Below are 26515 nucleotides of genomic sequence, written 5' to 3'. Positions count from 1 at the left end.
GGCAGGGCCGGCGCCGCGAGGGAAAACTGTCCGGTCAGGTCGTGCAGGTCCGTATTGGTCGATGCTGGTCTGTGCTGGTCTGTGCACGTCTGTGCTGGTCTGTGCCGAGCTACCGAGGCGGGTGCGGCGGCTCCGTGCGGTGAGGCCGGGCCGCGGCCTCCGGCTCGGGGGTCGCTGCCTCGGCGGCGTCCCGTCGGCCGTCGGCCAGGTCCAGCAGACGGGCGGCGAGCCGGTCCCCGCCCGAGGGATCCCGGGCGACGAGCAGCACGGTGTCGTCTCCCGCGATCGTACCGAGGACATCGGGCATGACCGATCTGTCCATGGCCGAGGCGAGATACTGCGCACCTCCCGGGGGCGTGCGCACCACCACGAGGTTCCCGCTCGCCTCCGCGGAGACGAGAAGTCCCTCGGCCAGACGCGGCAGGCGGGCCTCGAGCAGCTCGTTCTCGGCCGGCGGTCCGGCGGGACGAGCCGTGCCGCCCTCGGGAGGCAGCCGGTAGACCAGGCTGCCCGCGGAGCCGCGCACCTTCTCCGCCTGCAGCTCGACCAGATCCCGGGACAGCGTGGCCTGCGTGACCTCGATCCCCTCCGCGGTCAGCAGCTGCGCGAGCTGCGACTGGGAGGAGACCTCCTGGTGGGTCAGCACCTGCACGATGCGCTGCTGCCGCGAGGTCTTGGTCTGCGCGAGGGCCCGCCGCTGATCGCTCATCGTCGGCCCTCGAGCGGCACGGCATGCTCCGCAGTCCGCTCGTCGGGATGCGTGAGGAGCCAGGCCAGCAGCGCCTTCTGGGCGTGCAGGCGGTTCTCCGCCTCGTCCCAGACCACCGAGGTGGGACCGTCGATGACCGACGCGGCCACCTCCTTGCCCCGGTACGCGGGCAGGCAGTGCAGGAAGACGCCGCCGGAGAGCTCCATGAGCTCGTCGGTGACCTGGTACGGGGAGAAGGTCTCCTCGCCCCGACCGTCCTCGCCCTCCTGCCCCATCGACACCCAGGTGTCGGTGATGACGGCGGTGGCCCCGGCGACGGCCTCGCGCGGGTCCTCGGTCACGGTGATGCTGCCGCCCGTGGCCGCGGCGATCTCCTCGGCCCGGGCGAGCACCTCGGGATCGGGGTGATGGGAGGCAGGGGCGCCGATCCGCACATCCATCCCGGCGGTCGCGCCGCCGAGCAGGTAGGAGTGGGACATGTTGTTCGCCCCGTCGCCGAGATAGGCCATCGACCGGCCGGCGAGCGCCGCCTCGCCCTCGGCCAGACCGCCGGTGTGCTGGGCGATGGTCTGCAAGTCGGCGAGGATCTGGCAGGGATGGAACTCGTCCGTCAGGGCGTTGACGACGGGCACGGTGGCGTGCGCCGCCATCTCCTCGATCCGCTCCTGCCCGAAGGTGCGCCACACGATCGCGGAGACCATGCGGGTCAGCACCTGGGTGGTGTCCGCGACGGACTCGCCACGTCCCAGCTGACTGGAGCCGGCGTCGATCACGAGAGGGCTGCCGCCGAGCTCGGCGACCCCGGTCGCGAAGGAGACCCGCGTGCGGGTCGAGGACTTGTCGAACAGGACCGCGACGGTGCGGGGGCCCTCGAGCGGCCGCTGGGCGAAGCGATCCTCGGCGAGCTCGAGGGCGAGCGCGAGGACCTCCTTCTGCTCGGCAGGGCTGAGGTCGTCGTCGCGCAGGAAGTGGCGGGGCATATCAGTTCTCTCCTTCGGGAGCCGCAGCCCCGAGCAGTCCGGGCAGGGCGGCGACGAACGTGTCCAGATCCGCCTGCGTGATGATCAGCGCGGGCGCCAGCCGCAGCGTCGACGGATTCGGGGCGTTGACGATGAAACCGGCCTCGAGGGCCGCAGCGGCGACCTGCTGGGCGATCGGGGCATCCAGCCCGATGCCGAGCAGCAGGCCCGCCCCGCGCACCTCGGTGACCAGAGGGTGGTCGAGGGCGAGCACGTCGGCCGAGAACTGGGCGCCCACCGTGCGCACGTGCGAGAGCAGATCCTCCTCCCACATCGTGCCGAGCACGGCGAGGCCCACCGCGCAGGCCAGCGGATTGCCGCCGAAAGTGGTGCCGTGCTGGCCCGGCTCCAGGAGGTCATGGACCTCCTGGCCGAAGGTGACCATGGCGCCGATCGGGAACCCGCCGCCGAGACCCTTGGCAAGAGTCATCACGTCGGGCTGGACGTGCGGGACCGCCTGGTGGGCGAACCAGTGACCGGTGCGACCGATGCCGGTCTGGACCTCGTCGAGGATCAGCAGGGTGCCGTGCTCGCGGGTGAGGCGACGCAGCGCCTGCAGGTACTCGGTGCCCAGCGGCTGCACTCCCGCCTCGCCCTGGATGGGCTCGGCGAACACAGCGGCGACGTCCCCGGGAGCGAGGGCCGCGGCGAGCGCCTCCACGTCACCGGCCGGCACGAACTCGACGCCGCCGGGCAGGGGCTCGAAGGGTGCCCGGTAGGCCTCCTTCGCGGTGAGTGCGAGCGCACCCATGGTGCGGCCGTGGAAGGAGTTCGACAGCGCGAGGATGCGCGGTCGTCCGGTGCGGCGGGCGAGCTTGAAGGCCGCCTCGTTAGCCTCGGTGCCCGAGTTCGCGAAGAACACGGCGGAGCCGGCGGGCGCCTCGGCCAGGTCCAGCAGCTTCTCGGCGAGCTCGATCTGCGGAGCGCTCGCGAAGAAGTTCGAGACGTGGCCGAGGGTCTCGGCCTGTTTGCTCAGCGCGGAGAGGATCGCCGGATGGGCGTGGCCCAGAGTGTTCACCGCGATGCCGGCGAGCAGGTCGAGGTACTCCGTGCCGTCGGTGTCCCAGACGCGCACGCCCTCGCCGCGGGCGAGGATCTTCTGCGGCGTGCCGAACACGGGCAGCAGGGCGTCGCGGTACCGGGTGTCGAGGCCCTCGACGGGGGCGGTCGTTCCCTGCTCAGACGTTTCCTCAGACATAGTCGTCCCTCCTCACCATCGTGCCCACACCCTTGGCGGTGAACACCTCGAGCAGCACTGCGTGCTCGATCCTTCCGTCGATCATCGCGGCCGTGCGCACCCCGGCGTCGACCGCGTCCAGCAGCGACTCCGCCTTGGGGATCATCCCGGCGGTGAGCGAGGGCAGCATGGCCCGCAGCTCGCTCGCGGAGACCTCGGGGATCAGGGAGTCGCGATCCGGCCAGTCACCGTAGAGCCCCTCGACGTCGGTGAGGACGACGAGCTTCTCGGCGTCCAGCCCGGCGGCGAGAGCAGCGGCGGCGAGATCGGCGTTGATGTTCAGCACGGCGCCGGTGGGGCGGCCGTTCTCGTCGATCTCCGGGGCGATCGACGAGACCACCGGGATGCGGCCGGCGTCCAGCAGATCCTGGATGGACTCGGGCCGCACCTGGGTGACGGCGCCGACGTGCCCGAGGTCGAGCTCCTCGCCGTCGACCACCGTGCCCCGCCGACGGGCCGAGAACAACCGGGCGTCCTCACCGGACATCCCGATCGCGTAGGGGCCGTGCTCGTTGACCAGGCCCACGAGCTCACGGCCCACCTGGCCCACCAGCACCATGCGGACGATGTCCATCGTCTCGGCGTCGGTCACCCGCAGGCCACCGCGGAACTCGCTGTCCACGCCCACGCGCTGCAGCATCGCGTTGATCTGCGGGCCGCCGCCGTGGACGACGACCACGTGAATGCCGGCATGGCGCATGAAGACCATGTCGGCGGCGAAGGCACGCCGCAGGTCGTCGTCGATCATCGCGTTGCCGCCGTACTTGACCACGACGATCTTCCCCATGAAGCGCTGCATCCAGGGCAGCGCCTCGATGAGGATCTCGGACTTCGCACGGGCGTCCGCCTGGGCGGTCGTGAGCTCGGCGAGCGGGTTCTTCCCGGTGGGAGAGCTGTTCATGAGGAGTAGGCGCTGTTCTCTTCGACGTAGTCGTGGGTGAGGTCGTTGGTCCAGATGTCGCCGGTCGCGGAGCCGGCGCCGAGGTCGACCTCGATGAGGGTCTCACGCGGGGTCATGTCCACCTCGGAGCGGTCGCGGTGCGCACCGCCGGCGCGGCACACCTCGACGCCGTTGACGGTGACCGACAGGTGGTCGACGTCGAAGGGGGCGACGGCCTCGGGCACGCAGCCCGCGGCGGCGACGATGCGCCCCCAGTTCGGGTCGTTGCCGAAGATCGCGGCCTTGACCAGGTTGGAACGGGCGATCTCGCGGGCCACGGCGAGCGCCGCCTGCTCGGTGGTCGCGGACCGGACGACGACGTGGACGTCGTGGCTCGCACCCTCGGCGTCGGCCACCAGCTGGCGGGCGAGATCCGCGCTGACGGCGCGCACGGCCTCTGCGAGCTCATCGGCCTCCACGGCGATGCCGCTCGCACCGGAGGCCAGCAGGATCACGGTGTCGTTGGTGGACATGCAGGCGTCGGAGTCGACCCGGTCGAAGGTCGTCGCGGTCGCGCCGCGCAGGGCAGCGTCGGCCGTGGCGGCGTCGACGTCCGCGTCCGTGGTGAGCACGACGAGCATCGTGGCGAGCTGTGGCGCGAGCATGCCCGCACCCTTCGCCATCCCGCCGACGACCACGCCGGAGGCGGTGGTGGCCTCGGCGGTCTTCGGCACCGAATCCGTGGTCATGATCGCGCGGGACGCGGCGGCATCGGCCTCGTCACCGGAGGAGAGCTGCTCGGTCGCGGCGGTGATCCCGGCCAGCAGCGGATCCATCGGCAGCCGCTCCCCGATCAGGCCGGTCGAGCAGACCAGCACGTCCTGGGCGGAGATGCCGAGGAGCCCGGAGAGATGCTCCGCCGTGCGGTGGGTGTCGGCGAAGCCGTCGGGCCCGGTGCAGGCGTTGGCGCCGCCGGAGTTCAGGACCACGGTGCGGGCGCGGCCGTCGGCCACGGCCTGGCGGGACCAGACCACCGGCGCGGCCTGCACCCGGTTCGAGGTGAAGACGGCGGCGGCGGTGTCGCGCGGCCCGTCGTTGACGACGAGGGCGAGGTCCTCCGCGCCGCTGGACTTGATGCCGGCGACGAGGCCGACGGCCCGGAAGCCGCGAGGGCGGGTGATGGTCATGTGGGGCTCCTGGGGGAACGGCGGGGGAAGCGTGAAGGCGAAGACGTGGGCGGGATCGGGGCGGAGCGCGGGCACGACGCGGACCGCGCGTGGGCACGAGGAGCGGCCGACGGGTCCCGACGGGACGGGCCGCGGCCGATCCGGTGGCTCAGGGAGCGAGCGCGGTGCGCGACAGGCCGGTGCCCTCGGGCAGGCCGAGCGCGAGGTTCATCGACTGGATGGCCGCGCCAGCGGTGCCCTTGACCAGGTTGTCGATCGCGGCGATCACGGTGGCCTGGCCGCTGTGGCGGTCCACGGCCGCGCCCAGACGGATCACGTTCGCCCCGGCGACCTCGCCGGTCGTGGGGAAGACGCCCTCGGGCAGCACGGTGAGGAAGCGCTCCTCGGCGTAGTCCGCGCTGAGCGCCGCGAGCAGATCCGCGGTGGTGGTGCCGTCGGGGACCGGGGCGTTCACGACGGCGAGGATGCCGCGGCTCATCGGCACCAGGACCGGGGTGAAGGTGAGGCGCAGGCCCTCCGCGCCCGAGGCACGACGAAGGTTCTGCAGCACCTCGGGCACATGGCGGTGGCTGCCGCCGACGGCGTAGGGGGCAGCGCTTCCGGAGGCCTCTGCGAACAGCAGATGCTGCTTGGCCGACCGGCCGGCCCCGGAGTAGCCGACCGGGAGCACGGCGCTCAGCCGGGAGGCGTCGACGAGACCGGCGCGCACCAGCGGAGCCAGGGCGAGGGAGACTGCCGTGGCGTTGCAGCCGGGCACCGCGATCTCCCGAGAGCCGACGATCTGATCTCGCTGGCGGGTGCCGTCCGCCAGCGGGAGCTCGGGCATCCCGTAGGTCCACGTGCCGGAGTGCTCGCTGCGGTAATACTCGGCCCAGTCCTCGGCGCTCTCGAGCCGGTGGTCCGCTCCCAGGTCGAGCACGAGCACGTCCGGGTCCTCGGCGCGCAGGGCGGCCGCGATCTGCCCGGACTGCCCGTGCGGCAGCGCGAGGACCACGACGTCATGACCCGAGAGGGTCTCGACCGTGGTCTCCTGCAGCACCGTGTCGTGGCCGAGGTCGATGTGCGGGGCGACCTCGCTCAGCCGCTTCCCCGCGCTCGAGTGCGCGGCGACGGTGGCGATCTCGACCCCCGGGTGCGCCGAGAGCAGGCGCAGGGCCTCTCCCCCGGCGTATCCGGACGCGCCGACCACGGCGACACGGGGCAGGCGCGCGGCGCGACCCGCCCGGGTGGCGGCGGCGCCGGCAGTGGAGACGGGGGCGTCCGATGAGGAAGTCATGCCGGAAGTATATACAGGACCATGCATGTTCAGCCAGTTCTGACCGCGCCGGCCTCAGGGAAGTCCGTCACGTCGCGCCTGCCATCCGCACGGTCTGCGGGTGCGCCCGTCCACACCGACCCCCGACCCACCGGCCACCACGCCCACCTCTACCGCCACGCCCCCTATGACGAGTTGTGCACAGCGGTTCCGTCGACCACTCCCTCCTCGAAGGCGACCTCCAGAACGCTCAGTCAAACGTTCTACCGTGGTTTCGTCACCCGATGTCGATGCCGCGAAGAAGGAGCTGGCCGACGCCGGCTGGACCGTCAACGACAACGGCAACCTCGAGAAGGATGGCGAGGAGTTCCCGCTGAAGCTCCACATCCAGAACGACAACCCTGCCGAGATGACGACGATGCCGATCATCGTGGATCAGTGGTTGAAGAACCTCGGTCTGGACATCGCCTTCACGCCGCTTCCTCCTGATGTGTTCGGGCCCGCCCAGGCGAAGGGCGATTACGAGCTCTCGCTGTGGACCACCAACGCCGCCGGGGGCGCATTCCAGGCCTTCACGATGTACAAGCGCTCGAAGCTCTTCGACGTCGGGGACGACACCGCCGACGGCAACTACGGACGATGGGAGATGCCGGACGAGGCGGAGGAGGCGGAGGAGGCGATCGTGGCGATCACCACGACACCGCCGGATGATGTCGACGCGATCATCGGATACTGCCAGGTGCTGCAGCAGGCCGTCGCGGACGACGCACCGTACATTCCGGTGCAGTCCAACGGCGCAGGCGGGATGTTCACGACGAAGAAGTGGTCGGGGCTGAAAGAAGCCACCGAGATCGACTACTTCCCCCGCGTGGACGGATACAACAACATGATCCGCACCGTGTCGGACGCCGCGCCCACGGCACCCTGAGCGACGCGAGTTCGCCTCCCGGCGATCGGCCCCGCCCTCCACGGGGTGCGGGGCCGATCTCGGCGCGACGATTCACGCCGGCGCGACCGGGCCGCGGTGTGCCGGCACGTCTCATCCCCGCCCCACCACCCTGCGCAGGTGGCGTGCCCCGGGCTGCTCAGCCGACGTGCGCCGGACTGTTCAGGTGGCGTGCGCCGGACTGTTCAGCCGACGTGCGCCGGACTGCCGTAGAGCGGCTCGGTGAACGCTGAGACGAGCTCGGACTGGTCGCCGTCCTGCAGCTCGTAGGTCACGAAAGCGCCGTAGCCGCCCTCCGCCGTCCTGGTGGCGAGATCTCGGACGAGTTCCGGCGTGGGCTCCCCCTCGGGGCCCAGGTCCACGGCTGCGGCCCCATACCTCGACCGGGGCAGACCGGGCACCTCGAAGTCCTGGAACGTCCCGTAGTAGGGGTTCCACGCATAGTCGAGCATGTCCCCCACCCGATGGCCGTGATGCACCGTGTTCTCAGCGGCAGGGCCGATCACGTAGAAGGTGATCAGTGAGGCGGGCATGCGTGCCCGCATCGCCTGCACGAGGTGGACGAACGAGTGGGCGTTCGGCTGGCCCGTCCCGTTCTCTCCGTACTCCACCCACTCGTCGTCGAGATCGACGCCGTCGAGACCGTAGCGTCGAACGGCTGCCGCCACCTGCTGGGCGAAGCGATCGGCGGCGTGCCGGTCCGGGAAATTCGCGAAACCCGCTCCCTGGTGGTTGCCGAGGATGGAGAGGGTGACCTTGATGCCCATCTCCTGGAGCGGACGCACCATCGTGTCGGCGTTGTCCAGCACGTGCTGGACGCTCTCGTTGAAGGACAGGTAGGCGTTCTCCCCGTCGTAGTTGATGTTCGCCGCGAAGATCACGGCGATGTCGAAGGCTGCAGTCCCGTCGTCGAGCGTGTACTCGCCCACGTTGAGCAGCGAATTCTCGTTGACCTCGATATAGGCGATGGAGGTCGTGCGTCCCGGGTCCTTGAAGCGAGCCGCCTGCGCTGTCTCGGCGAGAGCTCCCGTGCCGAAGCCTGCGAGAGCGAGGCCGCCCGCTCCCGCGAGCATCCTTCTGCGGGTGATGGTTGCCATGGGGTCTCCTCCGGTTCGATGATCGGTCAGTGCCCGACGGGCAGGGCGTCTGCGCCCGCTGTGACCCTAACTACTTAACCGGATTAGTGCCAGGTCTGGACCGGGTGCCGTTCCGCTCCCATCACTCGTGCGAACGGCACCAGCCAGGTGTCGAGGAGCTCGAACATCTCAGCTTCCGCCAGGGCATCAGGGCTGTCGCACCACACGGACATGGATGCGCCGAGGACGGTGTCGGGAACTCCGGCGGGCACCTCCGGCACATCGTGATGGAGGTTCTGCGCGGCGAGACCCATGAAACGGCGAGGGGCGAACGCGGATTCGAGGAGCCCGAATCGTCGTCGGCCGTGGGGCTCGGGGACCCCGTCCGCGGAGAGCACGAAATACAGCAGGTCCCCGTTCGAGTTCACCAGGCGATAGCCGGAGTCAAGGTAGTCCTGCGCCGACGGCGTCCACTCCCGCCAGCGGATCCACACGTCGAGCACCACGTCGGTCCGGATCGGCACCAGCGGCCCGTCTGCTGCCGGGACGACGTGGTCGTTCCAGAGCATCGGGACTCGGTCCTGTTCGAGCGCCCAGGCCGCGAGAGCATTCGTGAACAGGGCGAAGGAGTCCATCGCCGTGGCATCGGGGCCGATCTCGGTGCGGGCATGCTCCACCAGGGCCGGGAAGCGCTCGGGGTCTCGAGCATCGTCGTCCTCCCAGGGCGCACCGAAGAACTCGTCTCCGCCGAGATGGATCGCGTCTCCGGGGAACAGCGCGGAGGCCGCCTCGAGCAGTCCGAGTGCGAAGGTGAGCGCCTCGGGCTGCGAGATGTCCAGCCTGTCTTCGTGCACGACGCCGTGGCGGTCCACGAGCCGCAGATACTCACGCCCGACGAGGAGGGCTGCGGCATGGGAGGGCAGGTCGATCTCGGGCACCAGGGCGATACCGGCCCTCTCCGCCGCCTCGACGATCCGGGTCGCATCGTCCGCGTCCCAGGCATCCTCCGCGGCGAGCTCCTCGAAGCCGGGCAGCCGCACCCCGACCCGGTGGGTCTCGGTGAGGTGCAGATGCAGGGCCGTGAACCCGAGTTCGCTGAGGCGATCGATGAGCCGCACGACGGCGCCGGCCGTGAAGGCCTTGCGTCCCACGTCGAGGCTGAGCCCGCGATAGCTCGCCGATCCGAGCCCGCTCGACGCCGTCGCCGTGGCGCTCGACACCGATCCTGCAGGACTCGACGCGGGCCGTCGATCCGTGAACGATCGACGACCCGTGCCAGGGCCCGCACCCCTCACGCCCGCAGGACTCCCCCGACGGCTGTGTCGACCGCAGCGATGCAGCGCGTGCGCGCCGCCCCGATCTGCTCGGCCGTGAGAGTGCCCTCGGCGGACCGGAGGCGGACCGCGAAGGCGAGCGACTTCTTGCCCTCGCCGATCTGCTCGCCGGTGAAGACGTCGAACAGGTGCACGGACTCGGCGAGATCGCCGACGCCCACCACGATCGCAGCCTCGACCGCTGCGGCGGGAACGTCCTCGTCGACCACGAAGGCGAAGTCCTCCTTGGCGACCGGGTAGGTCGGCACGGGCTCCGCCGCGACCACGGTCGGGGCGGAGTCGATGACAGCCTCGAGATCGAGCTCCAGGGCGCTGGTGCGCGCGGGCAGATCGAACTGGGCGACCACGGCCGGATGCAGCTCACCGGCATGGCCGACCACGGTGCTCGTGCCGTCGGCCGCGAGGACCCGCAGCTCGCCGGCGCGACCGGGGTGGAAGGGGGCGAGCTCGATCTGGCGCACCTCGAGCCGGGCGCCGACAGCGGCGGCCGCGCGACGAGCCAGGTCGAGCGCGTCGGTCCAGCCCCACGGCGGGACCTCTCCCTGCCATGAGTCCGGCCCGGACGCTCCGCCCACGACGGCCGCCAGGGCGCGCGTCTGGACCGGCAGTGCGGACAGCGTGGCCTCGAGGTCCTCGTCGCTGGGACGCTGCGCGGCGGCGGGGACCCGCGCACGGGCGTTCTCGCCGCGCGAGATCGAGGTGGTGCCGAGCTGGAAGATCGCCACCGACTCCTCGCCGCGGCCGAGATTCCGCCGCGCCACCGGCAGGAGGGTCTGCAGGAGCGAGGAGCGCATCAGCGGTTCGTCGTCGGAGAGCGGGTTCAGCAGGCGCACCGCGTTGCGGCGACCGTCCTCGGCCTCGTAGTGCAGGGCGTCGAAGATGCCCTCGCCGACGAACGGGTAGGAGGTGACCTCGACGAGTCCGGCCTCGGCGAGCGCGCGGTTCGCCGCGCGCCGGGACTGCTGGGCGCGGGTGAGGCCGCGGCCGCCGGGCGCCGTCGGCAGCACGGAGGGGATCTCCGCGTAGCCGACCAGGCGCGCGATCTCCTCGATCAGGTCTTCGCGGATGGCGAGATCCGGGCGCCAGCTCGGCGGGGTGACCGCGAGCGTGTCCTCGGGCCCGTCCTCGACCACGCAGCCGATCTTCTCGAGGCTCTCGCGCACCTGCTGCGGGGTGTAGGCGATGCCGACCACGCGCTCGGCGGCGCCGATCGGGAGCGAGATCGCGGTGCCCGTCCCGGCCGCCGGTGCCCCGCCCTCGTCGGTGATCCGCTCGGAGACCTGGCCGCCGCCGTATTCGGTGATGAGCTGCGCGGCGCGATAGGCGGCCACCCGCGGCAGGAGCGGATCGACCCCGCGCTCGAAGCGCTTGGAGGCCTCCGAGGGCAGGCGGTGACGGCGCGCGGAGCGGGCCACCGAGATCGAGTGGAAGGTGGCCGCCTCGAGCACGATGTTCGCGGTGGTCGCGGAGACCTCGGTGGACTCCCCGCCCATCACGCCGGCGATGCCGAGCACGCGGGCGCCCTCGCCTCCCTCGCTGTCGGTGATCAGCAGGTCCCCGGGGTCGAGCGTGCGTGTGACGTCGTCGAGGGTGGTGAGCTTCTCGCCCGGCGCGGCGCGGCGCACCACGATCGGGGCGACGACGCGGTCGGCGTCGTAGGCGTGCAGCGGCTGGCCGAGGTCGAGCATCACGTAGTTGGTGACGTCGACGATCAGCGAGATCGGTCGCATGCCCGCGAGGGTCAGGCGTCGGGCCATCCAGCGCGGGGTCTGCGCCGACGGGTCCACGCCGTGCACCTCGAGGGCGACGAAGCGGGAGCAGCCCTCGACCTCGTGCAGCGGGGCGTCGTCATGCAGCTGCACGGCGACACCGCCGGCCTCGGCCGGCGGGACGTCGACGGTCGTGGCGGGGTCCGTGTAGGAGGCGCCGGTGGCGTGGGAGTACTCGCGGGCGACGCCGCGCATCGAGAAGCAGTACCCGCGGTCCGGGGTCACGTTGATCTCGACGACCTCGTCGGCGAGCCCCAGCAGAGCGATCGCGTCGTCGCCGGGCTCACCGGTCAGGCCCTCGGCGTGGCCGCGGCCCAGCACGATGATGCCGTCCTCGCCGGAGGGGTCCGGGCCCAGACCCAGCTCGTCGCCGGAGCAGATCATCCCGTCCGAGACGTGTCCGTAGGTCTTGCGGGCGGCGATCGCGAAGTCGCCGGGCAGCACGGTGCCGGGCAGGGAGACCACGACGAGGTCGCCCTCGACGAAGTTGTGCGCACCGCAGATGATGCCGCGGCTGGGACGTTCCTCGCCGGGCTGGGGGTCCTTGGGGTCGTCGGCGTCCTCGTTGTGCTCGGGGCCGACGTCCACACGCACCCAGTTGATGGTCTTGCCGTTCTTCTGCGGCTCCTTGACGAGCTCGAGCACGCGGCCGACGACGAGCGGGCCGGTCACCTGGGCGCCGAACAGCGCCTCCTCCTCAAGACCCACGCGGGAGAGGTCGGTGGCGACCTGCTGGGCGGAGGCGGCGGGAGCCAGAGCGGTGTGCTCGGCGAGCCAGGTCAGGGGAATGCGGGGCATCTCAGATCTCCGTACCGTAGTGCTGGGAGAAGCGCACGTCGCCCTCCACCATGTCGCGCATGTCCGCCACGCCGTTGCGGAGCATGAGAAGGCGCTCGATCCCGAGACCGAAGGCGAAGCCCTGGTACTGCTCGGGGTCCACCCCGGCCGCACGCAGCACGTTCGGGTGGACCATGCCGCAGCCGCCCATCTCGATCCAGCCGGTGCCGCCGCACACCCGGCAGTCCGGGTCCGCGTCGTGATCCAGGCCCAGCCGTGCCTCGCAGCGGAAGCAGCGGAAGTCCATCTCGGCGCTGGGCTCCGTGAACGGGAAGTGGTTCGGGCGCAGGCGCGTGATCGGCGCGCCGCCGAAGAGGTGGGCGGCGAAGGCGTCGAGGGTGCCCACGAGGTGCGCCATCGTGAGGTCCTTGTCGATCGCGAGGCCCTCGACCTGATGGAACATCGGCGAGTGCGTCGCGTCGATCTCATCGGCGCGGTAGACGGTTCCGGGACATGCCACGTACAGCGGGGCGCCGCGTTCGATCATCGCGCGGATCTGGACCGGGGAGGTCTGGGTGCGCAGCAGCATGCCGGAGCCCTCGGGGGCCACGTACAGGGTGTCCTGGAGGGAGCGGGAGGGGTGCTCCGGATCGGCGTTGAGCGCATCGAAGTTGAGCCAGGAGGATTCGATCTCCGGACCCTCGGCGATCTCCCAGCCGATCCCGACGAAGAAGTCGTTGATGCGATCGGTCAGGGTGGTCAGAGGATGCGTCGCGCCGCGGGGGCGCAGATCGGTGGGGAGGGTGACGTCGACGGTCTCCGCAGCGAGCGCGGCCTCCTCCTCGGCGGCGGCGAGCTCCTCCTGGCGGGCGGCGAGGGCCTTCTGCACCCGGCCCTTGCCCTGCCCCACGAGCTTGCCGGCGGTGGCCTTCTGCTCCTTGGGCAGATCCTTGATGGCGCGGTGGGCGGAGGTCAGCACGCTCGCGTCGCCCACGTGCTCGATCCGCACCCGCTTCAGCGCAGCGGTGTCGGGGGCAGCGGCGATCGCGGCGAGCGCGGCGTCGATCGCGGCGTCGATGCTCGCCTCGTCGATCGTGGGCGCCTCGGGCGCAGGGGATGTGTCGGACACGGGTATCGCTTTCGTCCTGAAGGGTGCGGAGAGGTGCGGAAGGTGCGTGGGCCGCCCGCACCGGAGCACGGGTACCGCGGTCCATTCTAGGAGGAATGCGCGGTCTGCCCCGCCAGGGCGGCGCATGCCACAGGTCCCAGGGCTCCGTGCGGCCTCGCCCGGTGGGAGACGTGCCGCTCCGAGGATCCCCGGAAAGGCGAGATCCGCACCGAAACCGCATAGCCTGGCCAGGACACTGTCTACCCTCGTCCTGAGGAAGAAGGAGGCCCCATGTCCACGACCGTCAAGGGCGTCGTCGCCCGCTCCGAGAAGGTGCCGGCCGAGCTGGTCGACATCGTGATCCCGGATCCCGGGCCGCACGACGTCATCGTCGACATCGAGGCCACCGGCGTGTGCCACACCGACCTCGCCTACCGCGACGGCGGCATCAACGACGAGTTCCCGTTCCTGCTGGGCCACGAATCCGCCGGTCGCGTCTCCGTGATCGGTGAGTCCGTCACCCACGTCGAGGTCGGCGACTACGTCGTGCTGAACTGGCGTGCCGTCTGCGGGGAGTGCCGCGCATGCAAGAAGGGTGTGCAGCAGTACTGCTTCGACACCCACAACGCCTCCCGACCCATGACCCTCACCGATGGCACGGAGCTCACCGCGGCTCTGGGCATCGGATCCTTCGCGGAGAAGACGCTGGTCCACGAGGGCCAGTGCACGAAGGTCTCCGAGGACGCCCCGGCCGAGGTCGCCGGGCTCCTGGGCTGCGGAGTGATGGCGGGCATCGGCGCCGCGATCAACACCGGTGCCGCGCAGCGCGGCGAGTCCGTCGCGGTGATCGGTCTGGGCGGCGTGGGCTGCGCGGCGATCGCCGGCGCGAAGCTCGCGGGCGCCACCACGATCATCGGCCTGGACGTCGACGAGAAGAAGCTCGCCGCCGCGAAGGAGCTGGGCGCCACCCACACGCTGGTCACCAAGGATCTCTCCCCGCAGCAGGTCGCGGAGAAGGTCCAGGAGCTCACCGACGGCAACGGCGCGGATCTCGTGGTCGACGCCGTCGGCATCCCGCAGACCTACGAGACCGCGTTCTACGCGCGCGATCTCGCCGGTCGCGTGGTCCTGGTGGGTGTCCCCCGCCCGGACGTGGAGATCACGCTGCCGCTGCTGGACGTCTTCGGCCGCGGCGGTTCCCTGAAGTCCTCCTGGTACGGGGACTGCCTGCCCGAGCGGGACTTCCCGTATCTCACGGACCTGTTCCTGCAGGGGCGTCTCCCCCTGGACCGTTTCGTGACCGGCCGTACCGATCTGGCCGGGGTGAACACGGCGCTGGATTCGCTCCATGAGGGCGACACCCTGCGCACCGTGGCGGAGGTGGCCCGATGAGCGCGCGTGTGGACCATGCCGTCACCGCAGGCACCTTCAGCCTGGACGGCGAGACCCATGAGGTCGAGAACAACGTGTGGGTGCTCGGCGACGACGAGCAGTGCGTCGTGTTCGATGCCCCGCACGATCTGACGACGGTCTCCGATCTCATCGGCGAGCGCGAGTGCGTGGGCATCCTGCTCACCCATGCGCACGACGACCATGTGCGGATGGCTCCGGAGCTCTCCGAGCACCTCGAGGCGCCGCTGCTGCTGAACCCCGCCGACCGCGAGGTCTGGCAGCTGACCCACGGTGATCTGCCCTGGGACGACGACGTGACCGATGGAGACATGTTCACCATCGCCGGCGTCGACATCGAGGCTCTGCACACCCCGGGCCACTCCCCCGGCTCGACCTGCTACTACGTCGAGGCGCTGGGTGCTCTGTTCAGCGGGGACACCCTGTTCCAGGGCGGCCCCGGGGCGACCGGGCGCTCGTTCTCCTCGCGGGAGACCATCGAGCAGTCCGTCAAGGAGCGTCTGTTCGCGCTGCCCGAGGACACCGTGGTGCATACCGGGCACGGCCCGGACACCACGATCGGCGCAGAGAAGGAGGCGGCTCGCGGCGACTGGCTGTGAGCACCTGTGAGCACGGCGAGGAGCACTGCGCTGTTCCTCCCCTGAGCCCCTGACCTCATCGGCGGCGGTCGCCTCTCGCGACCGCCGCCGATGTCGTTCCCGGCCGTGGTGCCGCTGCGCTCACGCGCCCGGCCGGCCGGGCCTTTCACGGGCCGGTTCTCGGTCCTGCTCACAGGCTCGGGCGACGTCCTTCGTCCGCGTCCGAGCGCCCCGCCGGCGGCACCGACCCCAAGGGCGCGTCCGCGTCGGCCTCCGGGCTCGCGGGGGTGTCAGCGGCGTCGGCCCCGGGGTCAGTGGCGGTGTCGGTCCCGCAGCCAGTGGCGGCGGTCTCGATGCCGGGGCCAGCGTCGACGTCGAGGCGTGCACCGGTTGCATCGGTGGTATCGGCATCGACCGACGGAGCCGTCCCGGAGGGACCGTCCGCGGGATCCGTCGGCTCCTGGAGGCTCGCGAGATAGGCGTTGTACGCCTCGAGCTCCGCGCCGCCATCGCGTTCCGCCTTGCGGTCGAACTGGCGGGCCCGACGGTCCTCCGAGCGCATCCAGAGCACGGCGACGATGATCGCGTAGCCGACGGTGGGCACCTCGGAGATCGCCCACATGATCGTGCCGCCACGGGTCTGGATGACCTGGAGCTGCTCCTCGGTGTACATCCCCAGCTGGTGGTACCAGTCCGGGGCGATCAGCCAGGTCATCGACACCATCGCGACCCCGAAGAAGGCATGGAAGGCGAGTGTGACCAGCAGGGTGATCAGCTTCAGGATCGGGTTGATCGGCCTGGTGGTGGGATCGATGCCGATCAGGACCCAGGCGAACAGATATCCGGACGCCAGGAAGTGCACGGTCATCAGCACGTGCCCGAGGTGGGAGTACATCGCCGCCTCGAACAGCGGCGAGAAGTAGAAGACCACCAGGGAGCCGGCGAAGATCAGGCCCGCCAGGGGCGGCGAGGAGACGAACTCCGAGTAGCGGGAGTGCAGGGCCGCGAGGACCCATTCGCGGATGCCGCGGGAGCCGTCGGTGCGCGGTGCCACGGCTCGAGAGAGCAGGGTGACCGGGGCGCCCAGCACCCACAGCGGCGGCACGATCATCATCATCGCCATGTGCTGGATCATGTGCGCATCGAAGCGGAAGCGGCCCCAGGCCGCGGCACCACCGCTGAGCACCCAGGCGAAGGCCAGGCAGCCCGCCAGGAACGCGAGCGTGCGATGCCACTGCCAGGTGTCCCCGCGCCGGATGAGCCGGAACACACCGGTCAGGTAGATCGCCGCCATCGCCACGGCCAGCAGCAGAGCGATCCAGTCCGGCTGGATGACGGTGAACATCGTCCCCGGGCCGAACTCCTTCGCGGGCGGCAGGTAGCCCACCAGCGAAAGGGTCTTCAGATCCCCGACGGCGGGCACTTCCTGGGGCACCGGGGGCGCCGAGCGACCCAGCGCGATCGAGGCGCCGATGACCGCCGCCATCACGATGCCCTCGGTCGCCGCCAGGTGCCGGAAGCGGAGCCTCTCGCCGAGACGTCGACGCTGGGAGGCGCCCACGCCGGCGAGCACGACCAGGCCGACGGCCTTGACGAGCACGACGCGTCCGTAGCCCGTGGTGAGCAGGTCCCCCCACCCGGACAGGCGGATCACGGCGCTGAGGATCCCGCTGAGGGCGAGTGCCGTCACAGCGGCCAGCGCCCAGGGCGAGAAGCGACGCACGGTGGTGGCGAGCTGATCGTCGTCGAGGCGCGGAGCGATCAGGGCGATCACGAGCAGTCCGCCGGCCCAGACGGCGACGGCCACGAAGTGCAGGGCCATCGCGTTGACGGCGTTGGTGTGGTCCAGGCTCGCTCCGGCGTGCCCGGCCAGGCCGAGGGCTCCGACGCCGAGTCCGGCGAAGGCGAGGCCCCAGCAGGCGAGGGTCGTCGAGCGCGCGACGAGATAGAACAGTGCGGCGAGCCCTGCGGCGATGCCCACCGAGAGCTGCAGCTTGCCGAGATCAGTGCCCAGGGCGATGCTCCACAGGTCCATCCCCGAGCCGGCACCGGCGGCCTCGAGGCCGCTCAGCGGGATCTGTGTGAGGGCGGCGACCGCCCACAGCAGAGCGCCGGCTCCTCCGAGGCGGACCGTCCTGCGCCGGGCGGGATCCAGGCGTGTGACCTCGCGGCGGGAGGGACCAGGCTGCAGGAGCACGGCGGTGCCGCCTGCACCGATGGCGAGCAGCAGCCCGAGATGGTGGAGGGCGCGGACGACGGGAAGGCCCCAGGTGACCAGTGGCGAGGCGGGCAGCAGCGTCGACGGCGCGGCAGCTCCGGTGGCGAACAGCCCGATCAGGGCCGACACGATCGTGAGGATCAGCAGCAGGGGCACGGCGAGAGCGCTGGCCCGCACGGCACGAGAGGTCATTCCCTCGCCTGCCTGCGCCGCAGGGTCTCGAACAGGCAGACCGTCGCAGCGGTGTGGACGTTCAGGGATTCCGCACGCCCGGCCAGGGGGATGCGCACCCCGAACGACGCCGCCTGCAGGGTGTGCTCGTCCAGCCCGTGCGCCTCGTTCCCGAAGATCCATGCCAGGCGAGGAGGGAGTTCCGCGGTGAACAGCTCGTCCTGCGCGTATCCACTGGTCGCCGCCGTGGCGATGTCCGCTGAGCCGAGAGTCTCGAGGACCTCGTCGATCTCGGCGCCGGTGACCACGGGGAGATGGAAGAGACTGCCGACGCCGGCGCGCACGGCCTTGGGCGCGTAGGGGTCCGCGCAGGTCCGGGTGAGCACGACGAGATCGGCTCCGGCAGCGTCCGCCGTGCGGATCAGTGTGCCCACATTGCCGGGATCCCGCACTTCGTGCAGGACGACGACGGTGACGGGCCCCTGCGTCGGCAGGGCCCCGATCGCCGCGGTCGCGGCCGACGACTCCTCTGCAGGGAGGCGGCCGAGCGCGAGCGCACCCTGAGGGTTCACCAGAGCACCGCCGAGGTTCGAGGAGACAGGGCCTGCGCTGCTGGGGTCCTCGACGTCGTGCTCGCGCACCATGGCGCGGATGATCTGGTCCTCGACCGCGTGCACCGGAACGCCCGCCCCACGGGCCAGGTCGGCCAGCTCGGGATGGGCGGCGTCGGCGCGGGCGGTGACGAAGAGCTCGCGGGCGAGATCGGCCCGCTGGCTGAGCAGCGAACGGATCGACTGCGGGCCCTCGACGCGGAAGGACTGCTGCTTGCGACGCGCAGAGCGCCCGGCCAGCGCCGCCACCTTCCGCACCCGCTCGGAGCGGAGGGAGGTGATCGGAGACTGATCCGGGCGCTCGGTCATCGCGTGGTGAGGCGCGATGTCAGGCTGCCGGGGCGTTGACGTCCTCAGGGAGGGCGTTCTTCGCCACCTCGACGAGTGCGGCGAACGCCGGGGCGTCGTTGACCGCGAGCTCTGCGAGCATGCGACGGTCGACCTCGACACCCGCGAGACCGAGGCCCTGGATGAGACGGTTGTAGGTCATGCCGTTGGCGCGGGATGCGGCGTTGATGCGCTGGATCCACAGCTGACGGAAGTTGCCCTTGCGCTTCTTGCGGTCGCGGAAGTTGTAGGTCTGCGAGTGCAGCACCTGCTCCTTCGCCTTGCGGTAGAGACGCGAGCGCTGGCCGCTGTAGCCGCTGGCCTGCTCAAGGATTTCCCGACGCTTCTTATGGGCGTTGACCGCCCTCTTCACGCGTGCCAAGTGATACTCCTTCGATCGTGAATTCAGGGGCGCGAGAGCTGGGCTCCCGCGTGGGCGATCAGCGGCCCAGAAGCTTCTTCATGCGCTTGACGTCGGCCTTGGCGACGCTGGTGTCGCTGCCGAGGCGGCGCTTGCGGGTGGAGGACTTGTGCTCCAGGAGGTGGCGAGCGTTCGCCTTCTCCCGCATGAGCTTGCCCGAGCCGGTCACGCGGATGCGCTTCTTGGTCCCCGAATGGGTCTTGTTCTTCGGCATGTTGCCTGTTCTCCTTCGTACGTTCTCAGGACTCGGAGCCGGGCTCGGCCTTGGCCTCGGGCTTGGACGCGTCGTCCTCACCACGGGCAGCAGCCTTCTCGGCGTCAGTCTTGCGCTTGCGGGCCTCGGCCATGGCCTGGGCCTTCTTCTTGTGCGGCCCGAAGACCATCACCATGTTGCGACCGTCCTGTCGCGGGTGCGACTCGACGAAGCCGTACTCGGCGACGTCCTCGGCCATGCGCTGCAGCAGCTTCACGCCGCGCTCGGGGCGCGACTGCTCACGACCACGGAATCGGATGATGACCTTGACCTTGTCGCCGCCGTCAAGGAACTTCTCAACATTGCGACGCTTCGTCTCATAGTCATGGACGTCGATCTTCAGGCCCATACGGATTTCCTTCTGGACCGTATTCGCCTGGTTCTTGCGCGCCTCACGGGCCTTCAGGTTGGCTTCGTACTTGTACTTGCCGTAATCCATGAGACGGGCGACCGGCGGGTTCGCGCCGGGCGCGACCTCGACGAGATCGAGATCGGCTTCCGCGGCGAGACGCAGTGCGTCCTCGACGCGGACCTCACCGACCTGCTCGCCGGCGGGCCCGACCAGAAGGACCTTGGGGACCCTGATCTGACCATTGATGCGCTGTTCGCTGATGTTGGCTCCTCACCTTGGTTCGAGTCGGACAAGACGAAAGGCCCCCGCTTCATGCGGAGGCCCCAAGGTGCGCGACGTCGAGACGTCGACCGGGCACTGCTGCCCGGAGACGGGCACGGATGCCCGGCTGCGATAATGACCCAGCGACGGTTCGTCCCGAGCCGAAGGGCTCAGGCGCGGATTGCCACGAGGTGGGAAGGGACTCCACTTGAGGAACGATGTGACGAGGGTTTCGACCTGTTCCGATCCCCTATCCTAGCAGGAGCGCTCGTGCAGTCCAGGTGATGTGCGTCGCGTCCGCACGCGTAGGAGCCGTGATGAGCGAGGAGTTCTGGTGGAGACAGAGCGCGAGACCCCCGGTGACCCAGGTCGTCCAGGCCGCTCGGGCCGGAGCACCGTGCCGGGCAGAGGGTCCATGATCGTCTCTGTCGTGGTGGTCGCGGTCCTGGTGCTCGTCGTCGCTATCGGCGGCAGCATCCTGGCGTACCGGGCGCTGGCCGCCGGGCCGGAGGATCCCCAGCCCCCGACCTCCTCCGCCTCTCCCGCCGCCTACGCTGAGGGGCATCCCGGGGAGCAGGGCGTCGACCCTCACGATCTCTACGTTCTCGACGCCAGTGACGCCCCTGCCGCCCGTGACGTCCCGATCGGCTCGCATCCCGCCGGAAATCAGTTCGAGCGCTCCGCCGACCCCGGTTCCCGCCACGGGCCGCTGCCCATGGACGGATGACCCTGCGCAAACGGTGCGCCGCGCACCTGCCGCCGTGGGTCCTGCTGCGCTCCCCCGCCCCTGCCCGACGCACATCCCCCGGTCACCGCCGGTGACCGCTCTCCCGCACGACGAAGGACATCTCAGTGAACGACAACACGATTCCCAGCATCATCCCCGAGGGCGACGGATCCGCCGACGCCCTGCGCGACATCTCCGAGGTCGCCGCGGTCGAGATCATCACCTCGGCATGCGTGCACCTCATGAGCGCCGCCGCGGTGAAGGTGGGACTCGCCGAGGACGAGGAGTCCGGTCAATACCAGGACCTCGCCGAGGCCCGCAAGCTGATCATCTCGCTGGCCGGCCTCGTGACCGCCGCGTCCCCCGAGATCGGCGGAGAGCACGCGCGCTCCCTGCGTGACGGGCTGCGCTCGCTGCAGCTCGCCTTCGCCGAGGCGCTCCCCTACCCGGACGCCCCCGGCGAAGGCCCCGGCGAGAAGTACACCGGCCGGGTCTCCTGACCCGCCCCGCGCTCAGCGCCCGACCCGCGAAGGCGTCATGCACCAGGCCGTCCGGACATCCGGACGGCCTGGTCCTGTCTCGGATCGAGTTCGCCGCCTTGGGCCGAGCCGCACGACTGCGCAGATGCCCGGACGCGCGAAGGCCCGGACGCGCGTCGTCCTGACTGCGTGATCATGTGAGCGCTGCGCAGGCTGGTCACGCGAGCGCTGCGCGGGCGACAGCTCGGTGGCAGGCGATCAGGGGTTCAGGAACCCAGCACCATGCGCAGCGAGCTGATGCGCTCGGCGACGAGCTGCTCGTTGCCCAGACGGGCGGAGACCGCCTCGACCACCGTGCGCACCTGCTCCGCCGTGAGACCGGGACGCAACTGCAGGTGGAGGTCGACCTCGGAACGCTCCCCCGCCCGGGCGTCCAGTCCCGTGACCTCATCGGACGCCGCAGCGATGCGCTGCAGGACGTCGGCCAGCTCCGGATCCTCATGCGGCGGGATCCAGTCCCGTCCTTGGGCGAGCGCCCAGAGCACGGAGCGCGGCAGCAGGATCGGACCGCCGACATCGGCCGGGGTCGCCGCGTCCACGAGCAACGAGGTGCAGCCCTCCTGGACGGCGGCCTGGGCCGCCTGGGGCGCCACCACGGGCACGGGCCGGGCGTCGCGGCGCCAGTCGGCCAGCGCCTGGACCGAGGTGAAGACGGGCAGTACGCGGGAACCGTCCGGCGCGGTGATCGAGACCATCGCCATGTCGGCGCCGTTGTCCCCGGTGAGCCCGTGGGCGGTGGTCCCGGTCTCGGTGGCCACCGCCATGATCGGCACCAGCAGGCGGGTCGCGGCGAGGACCGCGACCAGGTCCTTCCGGTGCGGATCCTCTCCGGCGCGGTGGGCTGCGAGGGCTTCTGCGAGCGCGGCGGGGGTGGATCCCTCGTCCTGCGGGAAGGGGCTGACGGTGTAATCGCGCCCTTCCCAGGAGACGCCCGCCGTATCGGTCAGCGCGGACTTCTCGCGGAAATGGGCGGGCAGCGCCCGCCGGGCCTGCTCTCCGTGGTCCGCTGCGGAGTCCGCTCCGTCCTGGACCGCGTGCGCGTCCGCCGGACGGGTCGGGTCGTTCGCAGAAGTCATGGGATCAGCGTAGTTCGCTCCGACCCGCCCTGCCCGTCATGGCGGTGAGGGGTGGGCCTCAGGCGCGCCCCGCGACGTCCAGCGCCTCGCCCATCGTGAAGGCCTGGGCGTACAGGGCCTTGCCCACGATCGCACCCTCGACCCCGGCGGGGACCAGCTCGCGCAGGGCACGCAGGTCATCGAGCGACGAGATGCCGCCGGAGGCGACGACTGCCGCATCGGTGCGGGAGCACACATCACGCAGCAGGTCGACGTTGGGGCCGCGCAGGGTGCCGTCCTTGGTGACGTCGGTGACGACGTAGCGCTGGCAGCCGGCCTCGTCGAGGCGCTCGAGGGTCTCCCACAGGTCGCCGCCCTCGCGGGTCCAGCCACGTGCCGCGAGGGTGGTGCCACGCACGTCCAGGCCGACGGCGATGCGGTCGCCGTGCTCGGCGAGGACCTCTGCGGTCCATTCCGGGTTCTCGAGGGCGGCGGTGCCGAGGTTCACGCGGCGGCAGCCGGTGGCGAGCGCCGCGGCGAGGGACTCGTCGTCCCGGATGCCGCCGGACAGCTCGACATTCATATCGACGGCGGCGACCACCTCGGCGAGCAGTGCGGAGTTGCTGCCGCGCCCGAAAGCGGCGTCGAGGTCCACCAGGTGCAGCCAGCTCGCGCCGCCCTCCTGGAAGGTCAGCGCGGCGTCCAACGGGGCGCCGTAGGACGTCTCACTGCCGGCTTCGCCCTGCACGAGGCGCACGGCCTGGCCGGACTGCACATCGACGGCGGGGAGCAGCTCGAGGATCGGAGCGGTCATGGTTGCCTCCAGGGAAGGTGGGTCGGGGTCGAGACCCGCAGGGACTCGAGAGAGGGAATTCAGGAGGGGGTCGACCGGCGGGACGCCGGGCGCCCCCGAGGGGGCTGGTCGGATCAGCCGGCTCGGAGGTTCCAGATCGAGAAGGCGATCAGGCCGAGCCCGACGACGGCGAGAGCCAGCGTCGCCCACCAGGGTTTGTGGGACCGGTAGAACGACCAGGCTCCGCCGAGGACCATGCCCCCGGCGAAGAGCAGGATGAAGGCGTAGATCATGCAGGCATCTCCTCGGGGGACGCCGCACCATCCCTCTCAGCACCAGCACCAGCACCAGCACCAGCACCAGCACCAGCACCAGCACCAGCACCAGCACCAGCACCAGCACCAGCACCAGCATGATCAGCGATGTCCGTCTGCAGGCGGGGCAGCGTCCGGAGCCAGTTGGCCAGGAGCTTCGACCCCGCTTCGCCGGACTTCTCGGGGTGGAACTGGGTCGCGGTGAGGGCGGCGTTCTCGACGGCGGCCACGAAGCGATCCCCGTCGTGCTCGGCCCAGGTCACCAGGGGCGCGTTGAGCGAGCCGAGCTGCTCCATCTCCCACTGCCGCGCGGCATAGGAGTGGACGAAGTAGAACCGCTCGTCGGTGATCCCGTCGAACAGGAGTGACTGCGCGGGGCTCTGCACCGTGTTCCATCCCATGTGGGGAACGACGGAGGCCTCCAGCGCGGTGACCTCGCCGGGCCACTGGGCCAGCCCGACGCTGCGCTCACCGTGCTCGGTGCCGGCGTCGAACATGATCTGCAGGCCCACGCAGATGCCGAGCACGGGCAGGCCGCCGGCGAGGCGTCGCTCGATGATGCGGTCCCCGCCCACGCCGCGCACCTGGGCGATGGTCGCGGCGAACGCTCCCACGCCCGGCACGACGAGGCCGTCGGCAGCCAGCGCGCGCTCCCGATCCGCCGTCAGCTCGACCTGGGCGCCGGCGTTCTCCAGGGCGCGCACCACGGAGCGGACGTTGCCCGATCCGTGATCCAGGACGACCACGCGCGGGACGGTGGTGGTCGTGGCCTCGGCGGCGCCGAGGGGGTCGGCGACGGAGCCGGTCGAGTGGCTCACGAGCGGTTCCCCTTGCCCTTGCCCTTGCCGGCGATCCAGGAGAGGGCCTCGGCACGGGTGAGCGTGGAGGGATCGATGCCCTCGTCCAGCTCGTCGAGCGCGGTCGCGCCGAGCAGCAGCTCCTCCACGAGGTCGTCGACCGCACCGAGCACGATCGCGGGCGAGATGTCCTCGCCGCGCTCACCGCCCTTGTAGCGAGTCGCGGTCATCCGGTCGCCGCGACGCCAGAACAGCACGATGCCATTGCGCTGCAGGGCGGTGGACGCGATCGCGGCCAGGTCGTGGGCAGCGGTCTCGGCGAGCGGGCCCACCGCGATGGCGCCCGTGCCGGTGTCGTGGGTACGGCTGCCGGTGGGGATGTCGATCCCGTCGGTCCGGGCCTCGCGGCCCAGACGGATCGCTCCGGCGAGGGCCCGGGACGTGGCGACGGAGGTGGCGACCACGGCGATCGTGGGCAGCTCCTCCTCGTCCTCTCCCTCGCCGCCCTCGGATAGCACGTCCTCGACGGTCAACGGGACCTCGTCCAGCGAGAGCCCCTCGGTCAGCCGCGCGAACTCGGCATCGATGTCATCGGGTTCGGGGTCGGGACGGTCGGCGGTGCTCACAGGGCTCCCTTCGTGGACGGCACGTCCAGCACGCGCTCGTCATAGGCGCAGGCGGCGCGCAGCGCACGGGCGAGCGCCTTGAACTGGGCCTCGACGACGTGGTGCGGGTCGCGGCCCTGGATCAGACGGATGTGCAGGCAGATCGCGGCGTGGTGCGCGATCGACTCGAACACGTGGCGGGTCAGCGAGCCCGTGAAGTGGCCGCCGATGAGGTGCAGGGCCTGGGCCTCGGCCTCCCCGGAGTGCACGCAGTACGGGCGGCCGGAGAGGTCCACGACGGCCTGGGCGAGCGACTCGTCCAGCGGCACCATCGCGTCGCCGAAGCGGGCGATGCCCTTCTTGTCCCCGAGCGCCTCGCGCAGCGCCTGGCCCAGCACGATCGAGGTGTCCTCCACGGTGTGGTGGGCGTCGATGTGGGTGTCGCCGGTCGCGCGGACGGTGAGGTCGAAGCGGGCGTGGGTGCCCAGCGCCGTGAGCATGTGGTCGAAGAACGGCACGCTGGTGGAGACGTCGACCTGGCCGGTGCCGTCGACATCGAGCGTGACCTCGACGCTCGACTCCCGGGTGGAGCGGGTGAGGGTCGCGGTGCGGGACGGGCGCGCAGAAGTGGTGGTGTCGGTCATCGGGGGTCGGCCTCCTCGAGGGCGGTACGGAATGCGGCGTTGTTCTCGGGCGTGCCGATGGACACGCGCAGCCAGCCGGCAGGGCCGACGGCTCGCACGAGGACGCTGCGGTCGAGGAGTGCCTCGAACACCGCGTCACGGTCGGAGAAGGTGCGGAACAGGATGAAGTTCGCGTCGGACGGGGCCACGCTGTGGCCGCGCTCGACAAGGTGCTGCGCCAGGGCGTCGCGCTCGCTGCGCAGCAGGGCGACCTTCCCCAGCAGCTCGTCGCGATGGGCGAGTGCGGCCCGGGCGACGGCCTGGGTGACGGCCGACAGATGATAGGGCAGGCGCACCACGCGCACGGTGTCGACGATCGCGGGATCGGCGACCAGGTAGCCGAGGCGGGCTCCGGCGAGGGCGAAGGCCTTGGACATGGTGCGGGTGACGACGATGTTCGGATGCTGCTCGAGCAGGGTCAGTGCGCTGGGCACGCCGTCGCGGCGGAACTCGCCGTAGGCCTCGTCGACCACCAGCAGGCCTCGGGTCTCGGCCAGAGCAGCGGCGGCAGCAGCGACCACGTCGAGTGCGAGTGCGGTGCCGGTGGGGTTGTTCGGGCTGGTCAGCACGACGATGCTGGGGCGGTGCGCAGTGATCGCCGCCGTCACGACGTCGGCCGTGAGCTCGAACTCGGGCGCCGGGCCACGCTCCGCGGTGACCCAGTCGGTGTAGGTGTCGCGCGCGTACTCGGGATACATCGAGTAGTGCGGGGTGAAACCGAGCGCGGTGCGACCGGGGCCGCCATAGGCGAGCAGCAGCTGATGCATGATCTCGTTGGAGCCGTTGGCCGCCCAGACCGCTTCTGGGGCGGGTGCGCTGATGCCGGACTCCACGGCGAGGTATGCACCCAGGTCGGCGCGCAGACCGAGCGCCTCACGGTCCGGGTAGCGGTTAAGACCCAGTGCCGCCTCGGACGCCGCGCGGCCGATGGCCTCAGCGAGCTCGGCGGAGGGCCCGTAGGGGTTCTCGTTCACGTTGAGCGCATGCTCGACCTCGAGCTGGGGCGCACCGTACGGTGCAGCTCCCGCGATACCGTCGCGCGGCGCGGGCAGCGCCGCGGCGGGCAGGGTCGAAGCAGAGTTCTCAGGCATGGCTCCATGGTA

At 70.9% G+C, this 26515-nt stretch carries 27 protein-coding genes; 5 read left to right on the top strand and 22 right to left on the bottom strand.

The genetic code is table 11. The annotated features are described in order from the left end of the window. Nucleotides 1-109 precede the first annotated feature (109 nt). The 6 genes from CIK81_RS08665 to argC all read right to left on the bottom strand — a co-directional run bounded on the left by CIK81_RS08665 (nt 110) and on the right by argC (nt 6308). Nucleotides 110-709 (bottom strand): arginine repressor, encoded by a 600-nt coding sequence (locus CIK81_RS08665; RefSeq protein ID WP_114305893.1) that lies wholly within the window; start codon nt 707-709, stop codon nt 110-112. After that, nucleotides 706-1689: an ornithine carbamoyltransferase gene (gene argF / locus CIK81_RS08660; RefSeq protein ID WP_096197249.1), complete on the bottom strand. Its 984-nt coding sequence runs from the start codon at nt 1687-1689 to the stop codon at nt 706-708. Before argF ends, CIK81_RS08665 begins: the two co-directional genes overlap by 4 nt. A 1-nt stretch (nt 1690) precedes the next feature. Next, on the bottom strand, nt 1691-2926 hold the full coding sequence (locus CIK81_RS08655; protein ID WP_096165914.1) for an acetylornithine transaminase: 1236 nt from the start codon (nt 2924-2926) through the stop codon (nt 1691-1693). Then, nucleotides 2919-3866 carry an acetylglutamate kinase gene (argB, locus tag CIK81_RS08650; RefSeq protein WP_096165915.1) on the bottom strand — a complete coding sequence of 316 codons (948 nt, stop codon included), beginning with the start codon at nt 3864-3866 and terminating at the stop codon, nt 2919-2921. Before argB ends, CIK81_RS08655 begins: the two co-directional genes overlap by 8 nt. Next, entirely contained in the window at nt 3863-5032 is a 1170-nt protein-coding gene (gene argJ / locus CIK81_RS08645) for a bifunctional glutamate N-acetyltransferase/amino-acid acetyltransferase ArgJ (RefSeq protein WP_096165916.1), read from the bottom strand. The genes argB and argJ overlap by 4 nt, the downstream gene beginning before the upstream one ends. 148 nt (nt 5033-5180) lie before the next feature. Further along, nucleotides 5181-6308: an N-acetyl-gamma-glutamyl-phosphate reductase gene (argC, locus tag CIK81_RS08640; RefSeq protein ID WP_158541970.1), complete on the bottom strand. Its 1128-nt coding sequence runs from the start codon at nt 6306-6308 to the stop codon at nt 5181-5183. A 166-nt stretch (nt 6309-6474) separates the two neighbouring features. Between argC and CIK81_RS08635 the strand changes: the two genes are divergently transcribed. Further along, on the top strand, nt 6475-7215 hold the full coding sequence (locus CIK81_RS08635; RefSeq protein WP_114355621.1) for an ABC transporter substrate-binding protein: 741 nt from the start codon (nt 6475-6477) through the stop codon (nt 7213-7215). Between the two features lie 203 nt (nt 7216-7418). On the opposite strand, the gene CIK81_RS08630 is transcribed toward CIK81_RS08635, so the two are convergent. From CIK81_RS08630 to pheS, 4 genes are all read right to left on the bottom strand, one after another. Next, complete coding sequence (locus CIK81_RS08630; protein ID WP_096165922.1) at nt 7419-8330, bottom strand: endo-beta-N-acetylglucosaminidase H; 912 nt, start codon at nt 8328-8330, stop codon at nt 7419-7421. An 83-nt stretch (nt 8331-8413) separates the two neighbouring features. Further along, nucleotides 8414-9529 carry a family 20 glycosylhydrolase gene (locus CIK81_RS08625; RefSeq protein WP_114312235.1) on the bottom strand — a complete coding sequence of 372 codons (1116 nt, stop codon included), beginning with the start codon at nt 9527-9529 and terminating at the stop codon, nt 8414-8416. 71 nt (nt 9530-9600) lie between these two features. Further along, nucleotides 9601-12210: a phenylalanine--tRNA ligase subunit beta gene (gene pheT, locus CIK81_RS08620; RefSeq protein WP_114312237.1), complete on the bottom strand. Its 2610-nt coding sequence runs from the start codon at nt 12208-12210 to the stop codon at nt 9601-9603. Nucleotide 12211: 1 nt separating this feature from the next. Continuing rightward, entirely contained in the window at nt 12212-13318 is a 1107-nt protein-coding gene (pheS, locus tag CIK81_RS08615) for a phenylalanine--tRNA ligase subunit alpha (protein ID WP_096165925.1), read from the bottom strand. Between the two features lie 270 nt (nt 13319-13588). Here pheS and CIK81_RS08610 point away from each other — a divergent pair, with 270 nt between their 5' ends. Together CIK81_RS08610 and CIK81_RS08605 are read left to right on the top strand one after the other, a co-directional pair. After that, the gene (locus tag CIK81_RS08610; protein WP_096165926.1) at nt 13589-14689 is read left to right on the top strand and encodes an S-(hydroxymethyl)mycothiol dehydrogenase; all 1101 of its coding nucleotides are present in this window, start codon (nt 13589-13591) and stop codon (nt 14687-14689) included. Next, the gene (locus CIK81_RS08605; RefSeq protein ID WP_096165927.1) at nt 14686-15306 is read left to right on the top strand and encodes an MBL fold metallo-hydrolase; all 621 of its coding nucleotides are present in this window, start codon (nt 14686-14688) and stop codon (nt 15304-15306) included. Before CIK81_RS08610 ends, CIK81_RS08605 begins: the two co-directional genes overlap by 4 nt. Nucleotides 15307-15475: 169 nt before the next feature. On the opposite strand, the gene CIK81_RS08600 is transcribed toward CIK81_RS08605, so the two are convergent. The 5 genes from CIK81_RS08600 to infC are packed head-to-tail and all read right to left on the bottom strand — an operon-like array spanning nt 15476 to nt 19884. Then, nucleotides 15476-17695, bottom strand: a complete 2220-nt coding sequence (locus tag CIK81_RS08600) for a cytochrome c oxidase assembly protein (RefSeq protein WP_096197245.1) — start codon at nt 17693-17695, stop codon at nt 15476-15478. Next, nucleotides 17692-18594 (bottom strand): RNA methyltransferase, encoded by a 903-nt coding sequence (locus CIK81_RS08595; protein WP_096197244.1) that lies wholly within the window; start codon nt 18592-18594, stop codon nt 17692-17694. Before CIK81_RS08595 ends, CIK81_RS08600 begins: the two co-directional genes overlap by 4 nt. Before the next feature lie 19 nt (nt 18595-18613). Further along, nucleotides 18614-18994 (bottom strand): 50S ribosomal protein L20, encoded by a 381-nt coding sequence (gene rplT, locus CIK81_RS08590; protein WP_096165930.1) that lies wholly within the window; start codon nt 18992-18994, stop codon nt 18614-18616. Between the two features lie 58 nt (nt 18995-19052). Further along, nucleotides 19053-19247, bottom strand: coding sequence for a 50S ribosomal protein L35 (rpmI, locus tag CIK81_RS08585; RefSeq protein WP_096165931.1), 195 nt, complete (start codon nt 19245-19247; stop codon nt 19053-19055). A 25-nt stretch (nt 19248-19272) separates the two neighbouring features. After that, nucleotides 19273-19884, bottom strand: coding sequence for a translation initiation factor IF-3 (gene infC, locus CIK81_RS08580; protein ID WP_255411063.1), 612 nt, complete (start codon nt 19882-19884; stop codon nt 19273-19275). A 430-nt stretch (nt 19885-20314) separates the two neighbouring features. Between infC and CIK81_RS08575 the strand changes: the two genes are divergently transcribed. Then, entirely contained in the window at nt 20315-20626 is a 312-nt protein-coding gene (locus CIK81_RS08575; protein WP_096165933.1) for a hypothetical protein, read from the top strand. A gap of 125 nt (nt 20627-20751) precedes the next feature. Then, on the top strand, nt 20752-21126 hold the full coding sequence (locus tag CIK81_RS08570) for a DUF1844 domain-containing protein (protein WP_096165934.1): 375 nt from the start codon (nt 20752-20754) through the stop codon (nt 21124-21126). Between the two features lie 245 nt (nt 21127-21371). On the opposite strand, the gene CIK81_RS08565 is transcribed toward CIK81_RS08570, so the two are convergent. The 7 genes from CIK81_RS08565 to CIK81_RS08540 form a co-directional block, all read right to left on the bottom strand. After that, nucleotides 21372-22241 (bottom strand): SseB family protein, encoded by an 870-nt coding sequence (locus CIK81_RS08565; RefSeq protein ID WP_096165935.1) that lies wholly within the window; start codon nt 22239-22241, stop codon nt 21372-21374. Between the two features lie 58 nt (nt 22242-22299). Further along, on the bottom strand, nt 22300-23034 hold the full coding sequence (priA, locus tag CIK81_RS08560) for a bifunctional 1-(5-phosphoribosyl)-5-((5-phosphoribosylamino)methylideneamino)imidazole-4-carboxamide isomerase/phosphoribosylanthranilate isomerase PriA (RefSeq protein ID WP_096165936.1): 735 nt from the start codon (nt 23032-23034) through the stop codon (nt 22300-22302). Nucleotides 23035-23147: 113 nt separating this feature from the next. Further along, nucleotides 23148-23306: a hypothetical protein gene (locus CIK81_RS18345; RefSeq protein ID WP_096165937.1), complete on the bottom strand. Its 159-nt coding sequence runs from the start codon at nt 23304-23306 to the stop codon at nt 23148-23150. Then, on the bottom strand, nt 23303-24073 hold the full coding sequence (gene hisH / locus CIK81_RS08555; protein WP_241964090.1) for an imidazole glycerol phosphate synthase subunit HisH: 771 nt from the start codon (nt 24071-24073) through the stop codon (nt 23303-23305). The genes CIK81_RS18345 and hisH overlap by 4 nt, the downstream gene beginning before the upstream one ends. A 68-nt stretch (nt 24074-24141) precedes the next feature. After that, nucleotides 24142-24750, bottom strand: a complete 609-nt coding sequence (locus tag CIK81_RS08550; RefSeq protein ID WP_096165939.1) for a hypothetical protein — start codon at nt 24748-24750, stop codon at nt 24142-24144. After that, nucleotides 24747-25373: an imidazoleglycerol-phosphate dehydratase HisB gene (gene hisB / locus CIK81_RS08545; RefSeq protein ID WP_114355619.1), complete on the bottom strand. Its 627-nt coding sequence runs from the start codon at nt 25371-25373 to the stop codon at nt 24747-24749. Before hisB ends, CIK81_RS08550 begins: the two co-directional genes overlap by 4 nt. Then, the gene (locus CIK81_RS08540; RefSeq protein ID WP_096165941.1) at nt 25370-26503 is read right to left on the bottom strand and encodes a histidinol-phosphate transaminase; all 1134 of its coding nucleotides are present in this window, start codon (nt 26501-26503) and stop codon (nt 25370-25372) included. Before CIK81_RS08540 ends, hisB begins: the two co-directional genes overlap by 4 nt. Nucleotides 26504-26515 lie beyond the last annotated feature (12 nt).

This window comes from Brachybacterium sp. JB7, from assembly GCF_003335205.1.
GTDB classification, from domain to species: domain Bacteria; phylum Actinomycetota; class Actinomycetes; order Actinomycetales; family Dermabacteraceae; genus Brachybacterium; species Brachybacterium alimentarium.
Note: the sequence above shows the minus strand (reverse complement) of the source record. Positions and strands in the feature narration are given on the sequence as shown.

Coding starts and splice junctions, on each gene's coding strand:
- CIK81_RS08565 (WP_096165935.1), bottom strand. CDS start 22,241: ATGACTTCTGCGAACGACCCGACCCGTCCGGCGGACGCGCACGCGGTC.
- hisB (WP_114355619.1), bottom strand. CDS start 25,373: ATGACCGACACCACCACTTCTGCGCGCCCGTCCCGCACCGCGACCCTC.
- pheT (WP_114312237.1), bottom strand. CDS start 12,210: ATGCCCCGCATTCCCCTGACCTGGCTCGCCGAGCACACCGCTCTGGCT.
- CIK81_RS08610 (WP_096165926.1), top strand. CDS start 13,589: ATGTCCACGACCGTCAAGGGCGTCGTCGCCCGCTCCGAGAAGGTGCCG.
- CIK81_RS08605 (WP_096165927.1), top strand. CDS start 14,686: ATGAGCGCGCGTGTGGACCATGCCGTCACCGCAGGCACCTTCAGCCTG.
- CIK81_RS08595 (WP_096197244.1), bottom strand. CDS start 18,594: ATGACCGAGCGCCCGGATCAGTCTCCGATCACCTCCCTCCGCTCCGAG.
- CIK81_RS08665 (WP_114305893.1), bottom strand. CDS start 709: ATGAGCGATCAGCGGCGGGCCCTCGCGCAGACCAAGACCTCGCGGCAG.
- CIK81_RS18345 (WP_096165937.1), bottom strand. CDS start 23,306: ATGATCTACGCCTTCATCCTGCTCTTCGCCGGGGGCATGGTCCTCGGC.
- CIK81_RS08635 (WP_114355621.1), top strand. CDS start 6,475: ATGACGAGTTGTGCACAGCGGTTCCGTCGACCACTCCCTCCTCGAAGG.
- priA (WP_096165936.1), bottom strand. CDS start 23,034: ATGACCGCTCCGATCCTCGAGCTGCTCCCCGCCGTCGATGTGCAGTCC.
- argJ (WP_096165916.1), bottom strand. CDS start 5,032: ATGACCATCACCCGCCCTCGCGGCTTCCGGGCCGTCGGCCTCGTCGCC.
- CIK81_RS08630 (WP_096165922.1), bottom strand. CDS start 8,330: ATGGCAACCATCACCCGCAGAAGGATGCTCGCGGGAGCGGGCGGCCTC.
- argB (WP_096165915.1), bottom strand. CDS start 3,866: ATGAACAGCTCTCCCACCGGGAAGAACCCGCTCGCCGAGCTCACGACC.
- CIK81_RS08600 (WP_096197245.1), bottom strand. CDS start 17,695: ATGACCTCTCGTGCCGTGCGGGCCAGCGCTCTCGCCGTGCCCCTGCTG.
- argC (WP_158541970.1), bottom strand. CDS start 6,308: ATGACTTCCTCATCGGACGCCCCCGTCTCCACTGCCGGCGCCGCCGCC.
- argF (WP_096197249.1), bottom strand. CDS start 1,689: ATGCCCCGCCACTTCCTGCGCGACGACGACCTCAGCCCTGCCGAGCAG.
- rpmI (WP_096165931.1), bottom strand. CDS start 19,247: ATGCCGAAGAACAAGACCCATTCGGGGACCAAGAAGCGCATCCGCGTG.
- CIK81_RS08655 (WP_096165914.1), bottom strand. CDS start 2,926: ATGTCTGAGGAAACGTCTGAGCAGGGAACGACCGCCCCCGTCGAGGGC.
- CIK81_RS08540 (WP_096165941.1), bottom strand. CDS start 26,503: ATGCCTGAGAACTCTGCTTCGACCCTGCCCGCCGCGGCGCTGCCCGCG.
- CIK81_RS08575 (WP_096165933.1), top strand. CDS start 20,315: ATGATCGTCTCTGTCGTGGTGGTCGCGGTCCTGGTGCTCGTCGTCGCT.